This window comes from Streptomyces sp. NPDC008079, assembly GCF_042957385.1.
GTDB lineage: Bacteria > Actinomycetota > Actinomycetes > Streptomycetales > Streptomycetaceae > Actinacidiphila.
The window spans coordinates 132,455-149,982 of sequence record NZ_JBIBIC010000003.1; the positions used below are offsets into that span (position 1 = coordinate 132,455).

The 17,528-nt window shown below is 72.5% G+C and carries 16 protein-coding genes; 8 read left to right on the forward strand and 8 right to left on the reverse strand.

All coding sequences use genetic code 11. From position 1 onward, the window contains the following. Positions 1 to 124: 124 nt before the first annotated feature. The 3 genes from ACFZAM_RS10010 to ACFZAM_RS10020 all read right to left on the reverse strand — a co-directional run bounded on the left by ACFZAM_RS10010 (position 125) and on the right by ACFZAM_RS10020 (position 2,152). Complete coding sequence (locus tag ACFZAM_RS10010; protein WP_355344412.1) at positions 125 to 388, reverse strand: hypothetical protein; 264 nt, start codon at positions 386 to 388, stop codon at positions 125 to 127. Positions 389 to 434: 46 nt separating this feature from the next. Beyond that, positions 435 to 1,169, reverse strand: coding sequence for a TetR/AcrR family transcriptional regulator (locus ACFZAM_RS10015; protein WP_355344409.1), 735 nt, complete (start codon positions 1,167 to 1,169; stop codon positions 435 to 437). Between the two features lie 89 nt (positions 1,170 to 1,258). Beyond that, on the reverse strand, positions 1,259 to 2,152 hold the full coding sequence (locus tag ACFZAM_RS10020) for a diiron oxygenase (RefSeq protein WP_391044436.1): 894 nt from the start codon (positions 2,150 to 2,152) through the stop codon (positions 1,259 to 1,261). A 105-nt stretch (positions 2,153 to 2,257) separates the two neighbouring features. Here ACFZAM_RS10020 and ACFZAM_RS10025 point away from each other — a divergent pair, with 105 nt between their 5' ends. From ACFZAM_RS10025 to ACFZAM_RS10035, 3 genes are all read left to right on the forward strand, one after another. Then, positions 2,258 to 3,367 (forward strand): ferritin-like domain-containing protein, encoded by a 1,110-nt coding sequence (locus ACFZAM_RS10025; protein WP_355344403.1) that lies wholly within the window; start codon positions 2,258 to 2,260, stop codon positions 3,365 to 3,367. 30 nt (positions 3,368 to 3,397) lie between these two features. Continuing rightward, positions 3,398 to 4,582, forward strand: a complete 1,185-nt coding sequence (locus tag ACFZAM_RS10030; protein ID WP_391044440.1) for a CapA family protein — start codon at positions 3,398 to 3,400, stop codon at positions 4,580 to 4,582. Positions 4,583 to 4,758: 176 nt separating this feature from the next. Continuing rightward, complete coding sequence (locus ACFZAM_RS10035; RefSeq protein ID WP_391044441.1) at positions 4,759 to 5,640, forward strand: polysaccharide deacetylase family protein; 882 nt, start codon at positions 4,759 to 4,761, stop codon at positions 5,638 to 5,640. Positions 5,641 to 5,674: 34 nt separating this feature from the next. Here ACFZAM_RS10035 and ACFZAM_RS10040 read toward each other — a convergent pair whose 3' ends face one another. Further along, positions 5,675 to 7,135 carry a penicillin-binding transpeptidase domain-containing protein gene (locus ACFZAM_RS10040; protein WP_391044443.1) on the reverse strand — a complete coding sequence of 487 codons (1,461 nt, stop codon included), beginning with the start codon at positions 7,133 to 7,135 and terminating at the stop codon, positions 5,675 to 5,677. Continuing rightward, positions 7,132 to 8,526 carry an FtsW/RodA/SpoVE family cell cycle protein gene (locus tag ACFZAM_RS10045; RefSeq protein ID WP_391044445.1) on the reverse strand — a complete coding sequence of 465 codons (1,395 nt, stop codon included), beginning with the start codon at positions 8,524 to 8,526 and terminating at the stop codon, positions 7,132 to 7,134. The genes ACFZAM_RS10040 and ACFZAM_RS10045 overlap by 4 nt, the downstream gene beginning before the upstream one ends. 107 nt (positions 8,527 to 8,633) lie before the next feature. On the opposite strand from ACFZAM_RS10045, the gene ACFZAM_RS10050 reads away from it, so the two are divergent. From ACFZAM_RS10050 to ACFZAM_RS10060, 3 genes are all read left to right on the forward strand, one after another. Next, positions 8,634 to 9,287, forward strand: a complete 654-nt coding sequence (locus ACFZAM_RS10050; RefSeq protein ID WP_391044447.1) for a pentapeptide repeat-containing protein — start codon at positions 8,634 to 8,636, stop codon at positions 9,285 to 9,287. Positions 9,288 to 9,299: 12 nt separating this feature from the next. After that, positions 9,300 to 9,800 carry a glutathione peroxidase gene (locus tag ACFZAM_RS10055; RefSeq protein ID WP_391044449.1) on the forward strand — a complete coding sequence of 167 codons (501 nt, stop codon included), beginning with the start codon at positions 9,300 to 9,302 and terminating at the stop codon, positions 9,798 to 9,800. Between the two features lie 126 nt (positions 9,801 to 9,926). Further along, on the forward strand, positions 9,927 to 10,373 hold the full coding sequence (locus tag ACFZAM_RS10060) for a hypothetical protein (RefSeq protein WP_188281773.1): 447 nt from the start codon (positions 9,927 to 9,929) through the stop codon (positions 10,371 to 10,373). A gap of 153 nt (positions 10,374 to 10,526) precedes the next feature. Here the strand turns inward: ACFZAM_RS10060 and ACFZAM_RS10065 are convergent, their stop codons facing one another. After that, positions 10,527 to 10,961, reverse strand: coding sequence for a hypothetical protein (locus ACFZAM_RS10065; RefSeq protein WP_391044452.1), 435 nt, complete (start codon positions 10,959 to 10,961; stop codon positions 10,527 to 10,529). 134 nt (positions 10,962 to 11,095) lie between these two features. After that, positions 11,096 to 12,103, reverse strand: coding sequence for a LuxR C-terminal-related transcriptional regulator (locus ACFZAM_RS10070; protein WP_188281775.1), 1,008 nt, complete (start codon positions 12,101 to 12,103; stop codon positions 11,096 to 11,098). 451 nt (positions 12,104 to 12,554) lie between these two features. Here ACFZAM_RS10070 and ACFZAM_RS10075 point away from each other — a divergent pair, with 451 nt between their 5' ends. After that, complete coding sequence (locus tag ACFZAM_RS10075) at positions 12,555 to 13,865, forward strand: Gfo/Idh/MocA family oxidoreductase (protein ID WP_391044455.1); 1,311 nt, start codon at positions 12,555 to 12,557, stop codon at positions 13,863 to 13,865. A 190-nt stretch (positions 13,866 to 14,055) separates the two neighbouring features. After that, positions 14,056 to 14,295 carry a hypothetical protein gene (locus ACFZAM_RS10080; RefSeq protein WP_355344375.1) on the forward strand — a complete coding sequence of 80 codons (240 nt, stop codon included), beginning with the start codon at positions 14,056 to 14,058 and terminating at the stop codon, positions 14,293 to 14,295. A gap of 212 nt (positions 14,296 to 14,507) precedes the next feature. Here the strand turns inward: ACFZAM_RS10080 and ACFZAM_RS10085 are convergent, their stop codons facing one another. Further along, positions 14,508 to 17,369 (reverse strand): AAA family ATPase, encoded by a 2,862-nt coding sequence (locus ACFZAM_RS10085; RefSeq protein ID WP_391044457.1) that lies wholly within the window; start codon positions 17,367 to 17,369, stop codon positions 14,508 to 14,510. Positions 17,370 to 17,528 lie beyond the last annotated feature (159 nt).

Below are 17,528 nucleotides of genomic sequence, written 5' to 3' on the forward strand. Positions count from 1 at the left end.
CCGGACCAATACCCGGCCCTTTGACCTGTGGAACCGCCCGGTTCGGCCGCCTTTGCGCCGCACGCCGCGCGGCCCGGTCCGACGCGATGTCCCGCGTGGCCGCACGGGCCCGTCCGGCGGGGCGTCAGGCGCCTTTGCGCCAGGGCCACTTGGGGCCGTCCGGGCGGTTGCCCTCCGGGTCGTACACGAAGACCCAGCGGGTACGGCGGGAGCCGCGCGGGCCGGGGCTGGGCTCGCGGTGGTAGACGTGCACCACCGGCGGACCGCCCTCGGGCGTGGGTACGGGCACGGTGTAGACGCGCGGCGGCTGCCCGGTCATCCCGGCGAGCACGCCGAGCACCCGCCCGTCCAGCGGGCCCCCGACGAATTCCGTGTCCTCGTGTCTCACCCGCTCAGGATGGCACGGCGGGCGGCGCGGGGTTCCCCGGTCGGGGTCAGGAGGGGTCGGGGAGCAGATGTGCGACCGCGTCCGCGATCGGCGCGAGCCGCCGCGCCAGCCCGCCGGCCGGGCTGCTCGGGGTCTCCAGCGCCAGCGCGCGGGCGGCGGCCTCCGCGGCCTCCGGGTCGGTCGTCGCGGTCACCAGCAGCAGCCCGATGAAGTGGTCCACCAGCCACGCCCGCAGCTCCGCGACCGGCGGCTGCTTGCCCTCGTCCAGCCAGATCAGCGATATCGCCTCCACGCAGGCGATCCACGACCTGACCATCATCGCCAGCCGCGGCCCCGGCGCCGTCACCCCGAGGTGGTGCAGCACCTGCTCCGCGGCCCGGCGCCGTACGTCGTCCACGATCGCGTCCGTACGGCTGGTCTCGGCGACGCTGCCGCCGCGCAGCAGCGCCCCGTACGCCGCGTCGTGCTCGTCCACATACGCCAGGTAGCGGTCCAGCGCGTCCGCGAGCCGTTCGGTCGGCGGCCCCTGCGAGGGGACGCCGAAGCGGCCGATCAGCTCCTGCGCCGCGTCGTGCACCGCGGCCTCGTACAACTGCTGCTTGCCGCCGGGGAAGTAGCGGTAGACCAGCGGCCGGGAGACCCCGGCCGCCGCCGCGACGTCGTCGACCGACACGTCCTCCGGCCGCCGGTGGCCGAACAGGTCGACGGCGGCGGCCAGCAACTGCGTACGGCGCTGCTCGACGCTCATCCGGCGGTATGCGGGCGCCGCGCTGCTGGTCATGTCCAGCAGACTATCCGCCCGCACACGTGAACGGGTCGGCCCGGGCGCGGGGCTTCGCACGGGTGTCCGGGTCCGTGGGTGCGGCCGGGTCAGCCGAGCAGTCCGGACGAGCGCCACAGCTTGCGGCTCGGGCCCTTGATCAGCCCGATCTCGTCCAGGAAGTCCATCAGCCGCTTCGCCGACTGCCGCATCACCTCGCGGCGGTGCGGGCTGGTGCGGGCCGCCTCGGCCGCCTGGACGGGGTCGAGGCCGACCGACGCGTAGACCTGCGGGCTGATCAGCGAACGGGCGATGGTCCTGGCGGCCTGCGCGGAGGTCAGCCGGGTGAATTCGACCTCCCAGCGCGGCGCCGTCACCATCTGGCGGCGCAGCTCCTCGCGGGCGTAGCGGATGTGCCGGGCCTCCTCGACCACGTGAATCCGGGTCACACCCTGGACGAAGGGCTGCACGCGGTCGTCGGGGAAGGTCAGCCGCTGCATCCAGTCCAGGATCTCCTCGGCCAGCAGCGTGCCGGTGAAGGCGCCGGGCGTGGTGGACACCGTCTTGATCAGCCGGCCGAGATTGTGGTCGAGCCTGCTGGGGCGGTAGGTGGGCGTGCCCATCTTCGTCACGGCCCGCGCGAACATCTTCGAGTGCCGGCACTCGTCGGCGATCTCCGTCAGCGCGTACCGCACATGGTTGCTGGTCGGGTCCAGGTCGTAGGTGTGCCGCAGCAGGAGCTGCATCAGGATCGTCTCGAACCAGACGCCGATCGAGCACAGCGACGCCGCCTCGTGGCGGCTCAGCTCGACGCGCTGCTCCTGCGACATCCGCTGCCACAGCGGGGTGTCGTACAGCGACACCAGCTCCGGCGGCCAGAACCACTTGCCTTCCTCGAAGGGCGCGTCCCAGTCCAGCTCGGTGTCCGGGTCGAACGAGTGCTTGGCGGACGCGGCCAGCAGCCGCTCCGCGGTCTTCTCGCGGTCGATCAGGCTGGTGTCCATCGTGAAGTGGCCTCCGGCGCATGAGGGTTACCTGCGGTACGACTCTTATGAGACTCTGTGTCAACAAGCCCGTCAAGACCCCGCGCACGTGGAATGGAGCCGCCGATGTCGACGGAAGCCCTGTACACGCAACCGCCCACCGAGTGGATCTGGCAGGTCCCGGCCCAGGGCGCCGCCCGCTTCTCCTGGGAGTACGGCGACGGCCGCGAACGCCTGCTCGCCCTCTACCAGAAGGGCAAGGACAAGCAGTGGGACGCGGCCAAGCGCATCGCCTGGGACCTGGAGGTCGACCCGTACGACCCGCTCGGCACCCCCGACGAGGCCATGTCCATCTACGGCAGCCGCTACTGGGACGCGATGAACGCCCGCGACCGCGGGCTGCTGCGGCAGCACTACACCTCCTGGCAGTTCAGCCAGTTCCTCCACGGCGAGCAGGGCGCGATGATCTGCGCCGCCCGGATCGTGGAGTCCGTCCCCGACCTCGACGCGAAGTTCTACTCCGCCACCCAGACCATGGACGAGGCCCGGCACGCCGAGATCTACGGCCGCTTCCTCCAGGACAAGGTCGGGATGGTCTACCCGATCAACGACAACCTCCAGGCGCTGCTCGGCGACACCCTGCGCGACGCGCGCTGGGACATGCCCTACCTCGGCATGCAGGTGCTCATCGAGGGCCTGGCGCTCGCCGCCTTCGGCATGATCCGCGACACCACCACCAAGCCGCTGCCCAAGCAGATCCTGGCCTACGTCATGCAGGACGAGGCCCGGCACGTCGCCTTCGGACGGATGGCGCTGCGCGACTACTACAAGCAGCTCACCGACGCGGAACTGCGCGAGCGTGAGGACTTCGTCATCGAGGGCTGCTACCTGATGCGCGACCGGCTGCGCGGCCTCGAAGTCCTGGAGAACTTCGGCATCCCCACCGCCGAGGCCGCCGAGATGACCGAACGTTCCGAATTCCTGCACCTGTTCCGCAAGCTGCTCTTCAGCCGCATCGTGCCGTGCGTGAAGGACATCGGCCTGTGGGGACCCCGGCTCCAGAAGGCGTACCTCGACATGGGCGTCTTCGACCTCGGTGACTCCAACCTCGACCAGCTCATGGACGAGGACGAGGAGATCGCGGAGAAACTCGACGCGGAACGCTTCGCCGCCGAGGAGCAGGCCCGCGTGGCCGAGGTCACCGACGCCATCGCGCAGGGGGCGGCCCCGCACTGACCCACGGCGAGCGGATCGTACGCTTGTCCGATGAACGAGGGAGCCGGACCGGAATCGCGGCGCGAGACACGCCGGGCCAGAGCACGCCGCCGACGCAGAAACACCGTCGTCGGCGGTACGGCGCTGCTGCTCGTCGCCGCCGGTTCCCTGTACGTGGCCTACGGCCGCGGCGGCTCCACCGAGGCCGGACCCGCACCGGACTCGCGCACCGCCACGACCGGCGGCGCCGCGCCCTCCTCGACGCCGACGGCGGCCGCCGCCGCGCGCCCGGCCGAGCCCGTCGGCACCGTGACCCTCGCCTTCGCCGGGGACGTGCACTTCACCGAGCGGACGGCGAACCGGCTCGGCATCGACCCGGCGCTCGGGCCGATGTCGACGGCGCTGGCCGCCGCCGACTTCTCGATGGTCAACCTGGAGTCCGCGATCACCACGCGCGGCACCCCGCAGCCGAAGAAGTACCACTTCAGGACCGGCCCCGACGCGCTCGCCGCGCTCCAGCGGTCCGGCGTCGACGCCGTCACCATGGCCAACAACCACGCCGTGGACTACGGCGCCCAGGGCCTGGCCGACAGCCTCGCGGCCAAGCGCGTGGCGCCGGTCCCCGTGGTCGGCATCGGCGCCGACGCGGCGGAGGCGTACCGCCCGTACACCGAGACGGTCAACGGCGTACGCCTCGCGGTCGTCGCCGCCAGCCAGGTCTACGACATCACCAACGAGAACTTCCGGGCCACCGCCACCGCCCCCGGCATCGCCTCCGCGCTCGACCGCCCCCGGCTGCTGAAGGCGGTCAGGGACGCCAAGGCGCACGCCGATGTCGTGGTGGTCTATCTGCACTGGGGCACCGAGGGCCAGAGCTGCCCGGGGCCGGAGCAGAAGTCGATCGCGGCCGACCTGTCGGCGGCCGGGGCCACCGCGGTCGTCGGCACCCACGCCCATGTGATGCTCGGCTCCGGCATGCTCGGCCCGACCTATGTGGCCTACGGGTTCGGCAACTTCCTCTGGTACGGCTCCTCGCCGTACCCGCACTCCGACGAGACCGGCGTCACCACACTGACCGTCCGCCGCGGCAAGGTCACCCGCGCCGTCTTCGCGCCCGCCCTCGTCGACGGCGCGGGCGTACCGCAGCCGCGGACCGGCGCGGCGGGGCAGCGGATCACCGACCGGTACGACCAGTTGCGCCGGTGCACCGGGCTGACGTCGCCACCAGGGAGTTAGCCGGACGTCCGGGTTCTGTAACGGCAGTGTCGCCGACGTGCCCATGGCGGAACCGACGCGGAGGCAGCAGCATCTATTCGGTCGCGGAGCCGGGGGGACGGCCGGCCGTGCGGACAGCGCGTGGAACACGGCGCGGACCGGGTCGATGGAATCAACGAGGCGGGCGGGTACAGACGATGACCGGAGGGCGATTCTCGGTGGGGCGACTGAGGACGATGCCGCAGGCGGCGGCCATCACGATGGCGGTCCTGGTGGTGGTGATCGCGTCGGTGGCCACCGCGGTCCTGGCACACGGGCACGGCAAGGCGTCGGCGAACAACGGCACCGGCGTCATCGGCGGGGTGAACGGCGGCGGCAAGGGCGGCGGCAACGGGAGCGACGGCGGCGGTACGGGCGCGGGTTCGACCGGCCCGTCCAGTACGCCCACCAGCCACATACCCACCGTGGCCGCGGTGCCCGACACGATCGTGCACGCGCCGGAAGCCGCGGGCAAGGCCGTCAACATCACCATCGACGACGGCCCCGACCCGGTCTGGACGCCCAAGGTGCTCGACGTCCTCAAGCAGCACGGCGTCCACGCCACCTTCTGCATGATCGGCCCGCAGGCCAAGGCCCACCCCGATCTCGTACGCGCCGTCGTCGCCGCGGGACACCGGCTGTGCGACCACACCGTGACCCACGACGAGTCGATGGACCACAAGCCCTTCGCGTACCAGCAGAAGGAGATCATGGACGCCTACGCCATGATCGAGGAAGCCTCGGGCGGCGCGCCCGTGCAGTACTACCGCGCCCCCGGCGGCGCCTTCACCCCGGCCAGCCGCGCGCTCGCCGCCCAGCACGGCATGCGCCCGCTCGGCTGGAACGTCGACACCAAGGACTACACCAAGCCCGGCGTCGGCACGATCGTGCAGACCATCAAGTACGAGCTGAGCAACGGCCCGACGATCCTCTTCCACGACGGCGGCGGCGACCGCGAGCAGACCGTGGACGCGCTGGAGCAGATCCTGCCCTGGCTCAAGGGGCAGGGCTACGCCTTCAGCTTCCCCAAGGTGAAGTGACCGCCGTCGCACGGCACTTGTCCCCGACGGCACGTCAGCGCGCGTTCAGCACCGCCTGCATGACCGCCCGCGCGACGGGCGCCGCGTTCCCGCCGCCGGAGATGTCCGCCCGCACCGCCTCCGCGTCCTCGACGACCACCGCCACCGCCACCGACGCCTGCGTACCGCCCGGCGGCTTCGCGTAGGAGATGAACCAGGCGTACGGCGTCCCGGTGTTGTCCACACCGTGCTGCGCGGTGCCGGTCTTGCCGCCGACGACGACACCGGGGATCGCCGCGTTGGTGCCGGTGCCGTCGGTGACCACCGCCTCCATCAGCTGCTGGAGCTGCCGCGCGGTGCCCTCGCTCATCGCCCGGTGCAGCGTCCGCGGCCCGTCGGCGGAGACCGTCGCCCCGCTGTGGTTGGTCACCGAGTCCACCAGGTACGGCGCCATCAGCACCCCGCCGTTGCCGACCGCCGCCGCCACCATCGCCATCTGCAACGGCGTCGCGGTCGTGTCGAACTGCCCGATCGAGGAGAGCGCCACCTGGTCGGGGCTCATCCGCGTGTCGAAGTTGCTCTTCGCGACGGACGGCGGAATCCGCAGCCGCGTGTCGTTGAAGCCGAACGCCTGCGCCTGCGCCCGCATCCCGGCCAGCCCCACGTCGGCGCCCAGCTTGGCGAAGACGGTGTTGCACGACACCCGGAAGGCGTCGTACATGCTGGCGTCGGCGCAGCCGCCGCCCTCGTTGGTGAGCGTGGCCGTCGAACCCGGCAGCCGGTACGGATCGGGCGAGCGCGTCGGCGCCAGCAGATCGGTGACCTTGCCGCTCTGGAGCGCGGCGGCGGCCGTGACGACCTTGAACGTCGAACCCGGCGGATACGTCTGCCGGATCGCCCGGTCCAGCATCGGCTGACTTGTGTCCGTGTTCATCCGCGTCCACGCGTCGTTCACCGCCGCGCCGGTGCCCGACAGCGCCGCCGGGTCGTACGACGGCGACGACACCAGCGCCAGAATCCGCCCGGTCGCCGGATCCACCGCGGCCACCGCGCCCCTGCGGCCCGCGAGGCCGGTGTACGCCGCCCGCTGCGCCGCCGCGTCGATCGTGGTGTGCACATCGCCGCCGCGCTGCCGCGCCCGGGTGATCTCGTTCCACAGCGGCACCGACGCCAACTGCGAGGCCGTGCCCGACAGCACGCCGTCCTCGGTGCCCTCCAGCAGCGTCGTGCCGTACGTCTGCGAGGCGAAGCCGGTCACCGGCGCGTACAGCGGCCCGTCGGCGTACGTCCGCTGGTACCTCAACTGGCCGCCCGCGTCGCGTGATCCGGTCACCGGGGAGCCGCCGACGAGGATGTCGCCGCGCGGCTGGTGGTAACGGGTGATCGCGATCCGCCGGTTGGCCAGGTTGCCGTCGTACGCGGACGCCTTGACGACCTGCACCCGCGCCGCGTTGAGCAGCAGCGCGACCAGCAGCAGGAAGCAGAAGGCGGCGGCGTGCCGCACACAGCGGATCACCGGGTCCGCTCCAGCGGCGCGAGCTGGTCCGGCGGCCCCTCGGGCAGATCGGGCGCCGGGCGGCGGGCGCTGTCGCTGAGCCGGATCAGCAGCGCCACGATGATCCAGTTGGTCACGACGGACGAGCCGCCCTGCGCGAGGAACGGCATTGCCATGCCCGTCATCGGGATCAGGTCCATCACCCCGCCGGTGATCACGAAGACCTGGAGCGCCAGGATCGAGGTCAGGCCGACCGCGAGCAGCCGCCCGAAGGGGTCGCGCAGCGCGAGCCCGGCCCGGAAGCCGCGCGCCACCAGCAGCGCGTACAGCAGGAGCAGCGCGGTCAGTCCGAACAGGCCCAGCTCCTCGCCCGCGGTGGCCAGGATGAAGTCCGACTTCGCGGCGAAGCCGATCAGCGCGGAGTGGCCCTGGCCGAGCCCGGTGCCGAGCACCCCGCCGTTGGCGAAGGCGAACAGCGACTGCGAGATCTGGTTGGGGCCGATGCCCGCGTCGATGGTCGCGAAGGGGTGCAGCCAGTCCTGCACCCTGCTGTGCACATGCGGCTCCAGCGCGCCGACCGCGCACGCGCCCACCCCGGCGAGCAGCAGCCCCACGGCGATCCAGCCGGTCCGCCCGGTCGCCACGTACAGCATGATCACGAACAGGCCGAAGAAGAGCAGCGAGGTGCCCAGGTCGCGCTCGACCACCAGGACGCCGACGCTGAGCAGCCAGATCGCCACCACCGGGCCCAGCACGCGGCCGGTGGGCAGTTGCAGCCGCCACACCCGGCGGCCCGCGTACGCCAGCGCCGCGCGGTTGGCCGACAGGTAGGCGGCGAAGAAGACCGCGAGCAGCACCTTGGCGAACTCGCCCGGCTGGAAGGAGAATCCGGCGACCCTGATCCAGATCTTCGCGCCGTTGATCGCGGGGAAGAAGATCGGCAGCACCATGAGCAGCAGCGCGGCGGTCACGCTGATGTACGCGTAGCGGGCCGGTGTCCTGTGGTCGCGCAGCGCCAGCACCACCGCGATGAACAGCGCCACCCCGAGCGTGGACCAGATCAGCTGGGTGGGCGCCGCCCGGCCGCCGAGCACCGGCTCCAGGTCGAGGCGGTAGATCAGCACCAGGCCGAAGCCGTTGAGCAGCACGGCGATCGGCAGCAGCAGCGGATCGGCGTAGGGGGCGCGGGCCCGGACCGCGAGGTGGGCCAGGAGCGCGAGCACGCCCAGGCCCGCCCCGTAGGCCGCGGCGTCGGGCGGCACCGCGCCGTTCCTGGCCAGGCCGACCTCCGCGTAGCCGTACACCGAGATCAGTACCGCGGCGACGATCAGCGACAGCTCCACACCGCGGCGGCGGGGCATCCGCAGGGCGGCCGGGGGAGCGTCCGCCGCCGCGGCGCTGGTTGCGCTCATGGGCTGCAACCTAGCAAGGGGTGGGGTGTATGTCCCTTAAGTCGGCTTCCCGGTGGGCCGCCGATGCCTCACGGGGCGCTGTCGGAGGTGCCGCGTACGCTGGCCGAGTGACACCCCCGGACGAACTCGCCGACCTTCCGTACGCCGATCTGCTGCGTCCTCACACCGGCCCGCTGGCCGTCGAAGGGGACTACGACACCGTCCACTTCGACCGCCTCGCCTTCGAGGACGAGGCGGCCAACGGCTCCCGCTTCCTGGAGTGCGCGGTCACCGACTGCACCTTCACGGACACCACCCTGCGCCGGTCCCGGATCAACGACCTGTGGGCCACCGGCAGCCGCTTCACGGGCGTCTCGCTCGCCGAGAGCGACTGGCTGGACTCCTCGCTCACCGCCTGCTCGCTGGCCGGCGTGGAGGCGTTCGGAGCCGTGCTGCGCCGGGTCACCTTCCGGCGCTGCAAACTGGACTCCGTGAATCTGCGCGCCACCGCCCTGCACGACGTGGCCTTCGAGGACTGCGTCCTGCGCGACGTCGACTTCGGCGAGGCCAAGCTGAACGGGGTGACCTTCCCCGGCAGCAGCATCGAGCGCGCCCGGCTCGGCCGCGCGACGCTGAAGAAGGCCGACCTGCGCGGCGCGGTCACCATCGACCTCGCCGACGGATACGAGTCGCTGCGCGGCGCCGTCATCAGCTCCTCGCAGCTTCTCGACCTCGCCCCCGCGCTCGCCCAGACCCTGGGCATCACGGTCACGGACCGATAGGAGAATTCACTCATGAGCAACCCCGCAAGCCTCTACGACATCCCCCTGAACACCATCGACGGCGACCCCACCACCCTCGGCGCCCACGCGGGCAAGGCCGTCCTGGTGGTCAACGTCGCCTCCAAGTGCGGCCTGACCCCGCAGTACGAGGGCCTGGAGAGGTTGCAGAAGCGCTACGCCGACCGCGGCTTCACCGTCCTGGGCGTGCCGTGCAACCAGTTCGGCGGACAGGAGCCCGGCACCGCCGAGGAGATCCAGACCTTCTGCTCCACGACCTACGGCGTCAGCTTCCCGCTGCTGGAGAAGGCGGATGTCAATGGCGCGAACCGGCATCCGCTCTACGCCAGGCTGACCGATGTGCCCGACGCGGCCGGAGAAGCCGGTGACATCACCTGGAACTTCGAGAAGTTCCTGGTCAGCGCCTCGGGAGAAATCGTCGGGCGTTTTCGGCCGCGGACCGAGCCCGAGGCTGCGGAGGTCGTTGGGGCGATTGAGGCACAGCTTCCGTCGTGACCTTGCCACGTGCTTAGATGCGCGATTGCGCCATGGCAGAATCCGGCCGGTCCGTGGACATTGTCCGGATCACCCTGTTCCTGGTTCGCTCTTCTTACCGCCCCAAGCGAGGAAGGGACAGCGGCAGTGCAGGAGATTGATTTCCGTAGCGGACACCTTTGTGTCGAGACGGACCCTGCCCTGTGCGTTCCTTGCCAGGAGCGGTTGGATCGGCAACTCGCCTTGCTTCCCCGGGTATACGGCGAGTTGGAGGTGGCACTCGTACCGGCGCCGAACTCCGGCGACCGACTGACCGGCACTGCCCGGCCCGGCATCCCCCTGAACGGGCCGGCTGTCGAGGCGCGCGCCGCCATACGAGGCACACTCGCCTCCTGGGCCGATCTGATTGTCGAGGGCCGCACCGTCCGTCTCCCCCTACGGACGGTGCCGGCCCTCGCGGCCTTCCTGCGCCGCCACCTCGGCTGGCTCGCCGTACATCCGGCAGCCGAGGACGCGGCCACGGACATCGATGAACTGGTGCGGCGGTCCCTGCGGATCGCCCGCCCCTGTCAGGAAGTGACATCGGCTCCCTGAGCCCCCAGGATTCCCCCCACAATGCAGGAAACGCTGTACGGCCCGTGAATATCGCTCACGGGCCGTACAGCGCTGTGCGGGTCTTGGCGGGTCTTGCGGCGCCGGGGTCCGGCGGGGAAACCAGGACCTGGTGGCGCGGAGAGCTCGGGGAAATTAAACCGACAGTGATGACACGGTCACATCGGTCGGGGCGATATTCGGGAACCAGTTCCCGGCGGGGACGGCGTTCGGGAACCAGTTGTCGGGGGAGACGGCCACGGCGCTGGGGAACCAGTTCACGGGTACGGCACCCGGGAACCAGTTGTCGGGGGATACGGCGCTCGCGGTGGGGAACCAGTTCGCCGGTACGGCGTTCGGGAACCAGTTGTCCGGGCCGGTGTCCGCGCTGGCGCCGGGGAACCAGTTCGCGGGCTGAGCACCGGGGAACCAGTTGTCCGGGGCCACCGACGTGTCCGCGGGTGCACTGGGCGCCGGAGCGGAATCCGAACCGGCGTCGGCGAAGGCGACGGTTGTTCCGATAGCCGACGACAGAGCGAGCACCAGGGCGGCGACGGCGGAAATCTTGGTCGTGTGCCGGATGCGCGACATCGTGATCCTTCGTTGGGAGGGCAGGCGCTCAAGGGGGTGATAGGTACGCGTAGCCCTGCCGATGATGTCAAAATCGGACAGGGCCAGGCCAGATTCCGGTTGTGCGTAAGTGCGCAATGGCGCGAATGCGCAGGTCAAATTAGCCCATGGGCCGCAGCGAGGACTCCCGCCTGGAACCGGCTGTCCGCCTGGAGATATCGCATGATCTCTGATACCAGGCGACTCACAGTGCGCAGGGACACCCCTAGTTTGCGCGCGATCCGCTCATCTGTCAGCCCGTTGGCCAGAAGTCGCATCGTCGTGCGGTGCTGTTCGGTCAGCTCGCCCCCCGAGTCGAAGCTCCCTGCCGACTTCGCCGAGTACGGCACCGCGCGCAGCCAGCAGTCCTCGTAGAGCGCCACGTACGACCGGACCAGGGCCGCGCCGCGGACGATGACCGCGGGGCCCGAAGGGTTGTCGGGATTGGCCGAGACAAGCGCGCTGTGCGAATCCGCTATCAGGAGGTCGAAGGGGACCTGGGTCGCCAGCCTGACCTCGACTCCGACCGCCGAGAGTTCCGTCAGGTATTTACGTTGACGTGGCGCGGAATTAATGCTCTGCCCGTATACGGCGCGGACTTTCACGCCCCGCTCGATAAGCGCGCTGTCCGCGGCGATGGAATGCACGAGAACTTCGGCGGGCGGCAGCGGTCCCGGATGCATCGAACCGGTGGATTCCGTGATGCGCGCATTGAAATCGCCGATGGACTGCCGCTTACGGTTTTCCCCGATGAGGAGTTCCACCTCGATCTCCGCCGCGTCGCGCAACACCGCGGGGCGGTAGCGCTCCATCAGCGACTCGGCCGCCCGCACGATCGAGGACAACTCGTCGCGCTGGGCCTGGAGCGCCTCGCGCTGCCGGGCCAGCAGGCCGATCAGGGCGGTGTCGGGCTCCACCGAATCGACCTCCTCCGGCACCCGACCGGCGCGTATGAGCCCCAGCTCCCGCAGCTCCGACCAACCGGCCCTGGCCTCGGCGTCGGTCAGCCCGATGCCCGCGGCCGCCTTCTCCGGGGCTATGGATCCGTTGGTGCGCAGCGTCTGGTACAGAGCGAGACCGATGTCCTCGGCATCCGCCCCGCCACTGCGAACAACTCCCGCCACGGCTAGCCCCCTCTCGTCACCGCGGACCGGTCCCGTGGGTCGGCCCGCGGCGTGCCGACAGCACCCGAAGCGACTCTAGCAACGGTTCTGTCCTAAGCCGGCGGACGAGTGTTCGCCGCCGGTTCCATGAGTGCTTCCAGGAGTGAGGGGTATTACCGGCGCGGCCCGGCGACCGGAAGCCCGCAAGTGCGACTTTTCCGGTTGCACATCGCCTATTCGTCGCCCGCGTCGAATGGGTGCGGAGGCGCAGGGCGCCAACGTGGGAAACATCCTCTTGGGCACACGTCGGCATGTCAATACCTGTTTTTGACACTGGCCACCGCATCGTCGCACCTCCACGCATACATGGTCGGGCACCATCGGTCGCCACGCCAGTGACCCTCACCCCGGCGGGCGCGCGCCGCCCGCCGTGTGATGCGCTGGGAGAGAGACGGAAAAGGGGTGCGGACCGATGGGACAACCGGTTCCCGTGGCGTTGATCGGCGCGGGCAAGGTGGCGCACGCGGCGCATCTGCGCGAGATGCGGGACCTCCCGGAGCTGCTGCGCCCGGTCGCCGTCATCGACCCCGATCCGGCGCACACCGCGGCCGTACGGGCCTGGTTTCCCGGTACGCGGGCGGGTGCCGGGTCCTGTGCGGCGGACGGGGCCGGTGGGGTGACACCGGCCGGAACCGGGAGCCCGGTCGGTGGCGTGCGCCCGGCGGACGGTGTCGCCGTCTGCCGGACGCTGGACGAGGCGGTACGGGCCGGGGCGCGGGCCGCGCTGGTCTGCACGCCGTGGTGGACGCACCGGGATGTGGTCCTGGGGTGTCTAGAACGGGGCCTGCCGGTGCTCTGCGAGAAACCGGTCAGCCTCGACCTCGCGGAGATCGACGAGCTGGCGGCGGCCGAGCGGCGCTCGGGGGTGCCGGTGGCGGCGGGTTACATGAAGCGGCACGACCCGGTCGTGGCCCGCTTCCTCGACCACTGCCGGGAGCACCTGCCCGCCGTCCGCCGGATCACCGCCGACATCCACGACCCCAACGCGCCGCACCAGGTCGAGCACCTGCTGCCGTATCCGCCGCCGCCCTTCGGCCCGCAGCCGCCGCCGGCCGAGGCGGCGCTGGCCCGCGCGCTCGGCCCCGGAGCGACGGAGGTGACGGCGGAGGCGACGGAGGCGACGGCGGGCGCGGCGGTGGCGGCGCGGCGGCGTGAGGCGTACGCCCGCGGCCTCGGCGGCTCGCTGATCCACCAGGTCAATCTGGTGCACGCGATCCTGGCGGGCGGGGACCTGCGGCTGCACGGGCGGCTGCTCGACGCCACCGGCTGGGCGGGTACGAGCGCGGTGAGCGCGCGCTGGCGCCCGGCCGACGGCCTGCTGGTCGACCTCACCCATGTACGGCTGCCCGGGCACCGCCGCTACCGGGAGACGCTGGAGTGCGTGGCGGAGGACTCGGTGGCCACGCTCACCCTGCCCTCGCCGTACGCCCGCGACGAGGCGGCCACTTTGCACGTCGACACCTGGGACGCCGGGCCGGGCCTCGGGACGCGGCGCACGTACACGGCGGAGCCGGGGCGTACGGGTTTCCGTCGGCAGCTGGTGGCGTGGGCGGGGAGCCTGCGCGGGGACGGCAGCGGCGGGGCCGGGGTCGGGGTCGGTGCCGGGATCGGGGTCGGCGGGGGTGTCGAGGGCGGCGTCGGGGGTGGCGCCGCGCTGCCCGGTCTGCGCGAGGTCAGGCAGGACACGCTGGCCGTCCGCGAGGCGGCACTGCGCCTCACCTGACCCACGAGGGCCATCCGTCGGCTGCTGTCACACATTGGCCTAGACCTATTGCTGCGGCCTGTAGTCAACGGCTAACGTTCGATCACGGCGCGCGGCCCGAACAGCTCTGATCTGGACGTCTGATCCGCACACGCAAGCCCCTTCCCTCCCCCCGCAGGCGCTTCCGCCTGCCCGGAAAGGAGTTGTGCACATGACCAAGCGACTGATGGCCCGCACCGGAACGCTGGTGGCCACCGCCCTGCTCGGCCTCGGCGTCTTCGCCGGCGCGGCCCAGGCTTCCCCGCCGCCCGGCAGCGGCTTCATGTTCATGGGCTACTTCCCGACCTACGCGTCGTGTGTCGCCCAGGCACAGGCCAACGCGCCCATCCACGGCCCGGTCTACATCTGTGAGTTGGGCACCAACAACTTCTACCTGCTCTGGATGCACTGACCTCGCGTCAGGCACAGGGCGAGGCGGGCCGGTCGTTCACGGGGGCGGCCGACTCGCTCGTACGAAGGGGTGTTCCGCCGACCGGGCGGGGCGCCCCTCGGCGTTCTCCCCCAAGTCCGCGGGTCCGCGGGTCCGTAGGGCCGTACGTCGGTACGTCGGCACCTCCGTACGTGCCGCGAGGCCGTGTTCGCGTCACGTACGCACGCTCGCCGTCAGACCTCGTGGCGGTCGGCGGCCGGGTGGTCGAGGGCGACCCTGGCCAGATCGACGCGGGAGCGGACGCTGAGCTTGCGGTAGGCGCGGGTGAGGGCGGCCTCGACGGTCTTGACGCTGATCACCAGGGTCGCGGCGATCTCCCGGTTGCTCGCGCCGCGCGCCGCCAGCGCGGCGACCCGGCGCTCGGCGTCGCTGAGCGCGGTGAGCGGCGCGGCCCGGTCGTGCGCACGGCCCGGCGGGTCGACGCGGTCGTACCCGCCGAGCCGGTCGAGCCGGTCATCGCGGTCGACGCGGTCGGCCTCGGCGTCGGTCAGCGCCAGCCACGGGTGCGCGCGGGCCGCGCGGAAGACCCGCGCCGCCGCGTCGAGCGCGGCCCGCGCGGCCCGCGGATTGCCGCGCCTGGCGTGCAGCCGTCCCAGCGCCAGCCGCGCCCTGCCCTCCTCCAGCGGATACGGCAGCGCGGTCAACGTGGTGACGGCCGCGCCGAGTTGGGCCACCGCCGCGTCCGAGTCGCCGCGCGCCTCGGTGACCAGCGCGGCGGCCCTGTCGAGCACGGCGAGCAGCCCGCGGCGGCCGAGCCGGGCGGCCTGCGCGCGGGTCGCGGCGACCAGGTCGGCGGCCTCGTCGGTGGCGCCCGACCTGACCAGTGCTTCGGCGAGGTCCGCCTGCCAGCGGCGCATCGCCGGATCGCCCTGCCCCTGTCCCGTCTCCAGCAGCCTGGCCCGCTGGAGCGCGTGCACGGCCGCGGCCGTCTCGCCGCGCAGCAGCCGCACATGGCCCTCCGCGTGCAGCGCCCTGGGCAGGAAGAGCTGGTCGTCGTCGTCCTCGCTGTGCCGTCTGGCCCGGTCGGCGGCGGCCAGCGCCCGTTCCGTACCGCCGCCCGCCGCCTCCGCGAGCGCGACCGCGTACCAGGCGGGGCCCTGGCTCAGCCCGCCCTGCTCCGCGATCCGCAGGCTCTGGTGGGCCAGGTCGAGGGCGCGTTCGCAGCGGCCCCGCAGGATCTCCACCTGGGCGAGGCCCGACAGGCACTGGCACAGGCTCTCGGCCGAGCCGCGCCGCCGTACCGTGTAGACCAGCGCCCGCAGTTCGGTCCGCGCGTCGTCCAGCCGGTCGTGCAGCAGATGGCGGCGGTGCTTGAGGAAGACCGGGCCGTTGTGGTCGAAGAGCACGCGCGGGTCCTGCGGCCCCGCCAGCGCGGCGGCCAGGGTGTCCTCGGCCTCCGGGCGGCCGAGGTAGAACTCGACGGCCGCCTGCTGGCTGAGCGCCGACAGTTCGGTGCGGCGGTCGCCCGCGCTCCTGGCCAGTACGGCCGAACGCGCCGCGTGCGTATGCGCCTTGACCGCCGTGCCCTCCACCATCCAGGCCCGCCAGCTCATCCGGTGGTGCAACTGGGCCAGCAGCCGCGGGTCGTCCCGCGCGTCCTCGAGCGCCTGCGGGAAGACGTCCGCCACTTCGGCCATCGCCTGGCCGCACGAGTCCACGATGACCATCCACGCCCTGACCCGGTCCGCGGGCCTGCCCGGTTCGGCCGGCGGTTCGTGCAGCACCTCGTGCGCGATACGGCGGGCCAGCGGGTAGTCGCCCGCCGCGACCGCGTCCTCCGCCGCCGTCAGCAGCCGGTCGGTCTCGGCCGCCGCGTCCCCCGGCGGAGTGCGGTCGGCCGCGAGCCGCCCGAGTCTCGCCGCGGTCGCGGGGGAGCCCCGGCGGCGCGCCGCGGTCGCCGCCGCCGACAGCGCGGCGGCCACCTCCGCGTCCCAGCCGGGCGTCAACGACGCCAGGTGGTGGGCCCGTTCGACCGGATCACCGGCCGCCGCCGCGAGCGCCGTGTGCACCCGCCGCCGCTCGTCGGGCTCCGCGTCCTCGTACACCACCCGCGCCAGCAGCGGCGGTACGAAGCGCACCGCCCCGCCGTCCGGCACCGGCTCCACGACCCCCTGCCGTACCGCCTCGGCCAGTTCGGCCACCGCGTTCTCCCGCCCCGCCCGGCGCAACAAGCGTACGGTCGGCCGCTCGGCGGCGCTCGCGGCGAGCACCGTGGTCCGAGCCCCGGCCGTGAGACCTGACACCCGGCCGAGCAGCGACTCGCGCAGCGAACGGGGTACGGGGAGCGGCCCCGCCGTATCGCCCTCGCCGAGCGCGCGGGTCAACTCCAGCGCCACGTAAGGGTTTCCGCCGCTCTCGGCGTGCACGCGGGCCGCCACCGCGCGCCCGCCGAGCAGTTCGGCCACCTCCCGCTCGGTCATCGGCGGCACGTCCAGCACCGCGGCCCCTTCGGCTCCCGTCCACGCGGCGCCGTCCGCGCGGAGGGCGGCGGCGGTGGTCAGCGGCAGGCGGGCGGCGCGGCGGGTGGCGAAGGCGAGGAGGGCGGCGGTCGGTGCGTCGAGCCACTGGACGTCGTCCACGGCCAGCAGGACGGGGGAGCGGGCGCAGAGCGCGGTGAGCAGGCGGAGCAGGGCCAGGCGCAGGGTGAGCGGGTCGGGGGGAGCGGCCCCGGCCGCTGCGGGCGGGCGGCGCAGGGCGGCGCGCAGCGCGTCGCGTTCCGGCGCCGGGAGGTCGGCGAAGGCGCTGTCCCCGACGTCGGACAGCAGGTCGATGAGGCCGACGTACGGCAGGTGCCGCTCGGCGGGGGAGGGCGCGCAGCGCAGGACGCGGTGGCCGGCCGCGGCGTGTTCGTCGGCCAGCGCCGTCAGCAGGGTGCTGCGGCCGATTCCGGCGGGGCCGGTGAGCAGGACACCGGCGCCGCCGCCGAGTGCGGCCCGCGCGGCGGTCATCAGCGCGGCGCGGCTGCGGACCGCAGCCCGCCTCGTGGGGGTGGGGCGGGCGGCGGTCCTGCCTGCGGAACGCGTCGCTTCTGTCATGCCCGGGGCCCTCCCGACACGGCGTGGGCCCCGATCATCAGCTTCGATCGTGCACCTGTCAAGAAGGCGTGACGGTCGTCGGAGGCGTCGCGTGTGGGGCACCCCGTCCGGGAACCGCCGCGGCTCCCGGACGGGGGCGAGAAGTGAGGGGCCGGGTCC

Bases quoted from the DNA above. Each gene is read 5' to 3' on its own strand.
- ACFZAM_RS10030 (WP_391044440.1), top strand. From the start codon at position 3,398: ATGAACGAGGGAGCCGGACCGGAATCGCGGCGCGAGACACGCCGGGCC.
- ACFZAM_RS10080 (WP_355344375.1), top strand. From the start codon at position 14,056: ATGACCAAGCGACTGATGGCCCGCACCGGAACGCTGGTGGCCACCGCC.
- ACFZAM_RS10015 (WP_355344409.1), bottom strand. From the start codon at position 1,169: ATGACCAGCAGCGCGGCGCCCGCATACCGCCGGATGAGCGTCGAGCAG.
- ACFZAM_RS10085 (WP_391044457.1), bottom strand. From the start codon at position 17,369: ATGACAGAAGCGACGCGTTCCGCAGGCAGGACCGCCGCCCGCCCCACC.
- ACFZAM_RS10020 (WP_391044436.1), bottom strand. From the start codon at position 2,152: ATGGACACCAGCCTGATCGACCGCGAGAAGACCGCGGAGCGGCTGCTG.
- ACFZAM_RS10045 (WP_391044445.1), bottom strand. From the start codon at position 8,526: ATGAGCGCAACCAGCGCCGCGGCGGCGGACGCTCCCCCGGCCGCCCTG.
- ACFZAM_RS10075 (WP_391044455.1), top strand. From the start codon at position 12,555: ATGGGACAACCGGTTCCCGTGGCGTTGATCGGCGCGGGCAAGGTGGCG.
- ACFZAM_RS10035 (WP_391044441.1), top strand. From the start codon at position 4,759: ATGACCGGAGGGCGATTCTCGGTGGGGCGACTGAGGACGATGCCGCAG.
- ACFZAM_RS10055 (WP_391044449.1), top strand. From the start codon at position 9,300: ATGAGCAACCCCGCAAGCCTCTACGACATCCCCCTGAACACCATCGAC.
- ACFZAM_RS10065 (WP_391044452.1), bottom strand. From the start codon at position 10,961: ATGTCGCGCATCCGGCACACGACCAAGATTTCCGCCGTCGCCGCCCTG.
- ACFZAM_RS10025 (WP_355344403.1), top strand. From the start codon at position 2,258: ATGTCGACGGAAGCCCTGTACACGCAACCGCCCACCGAGTGGATCTGG.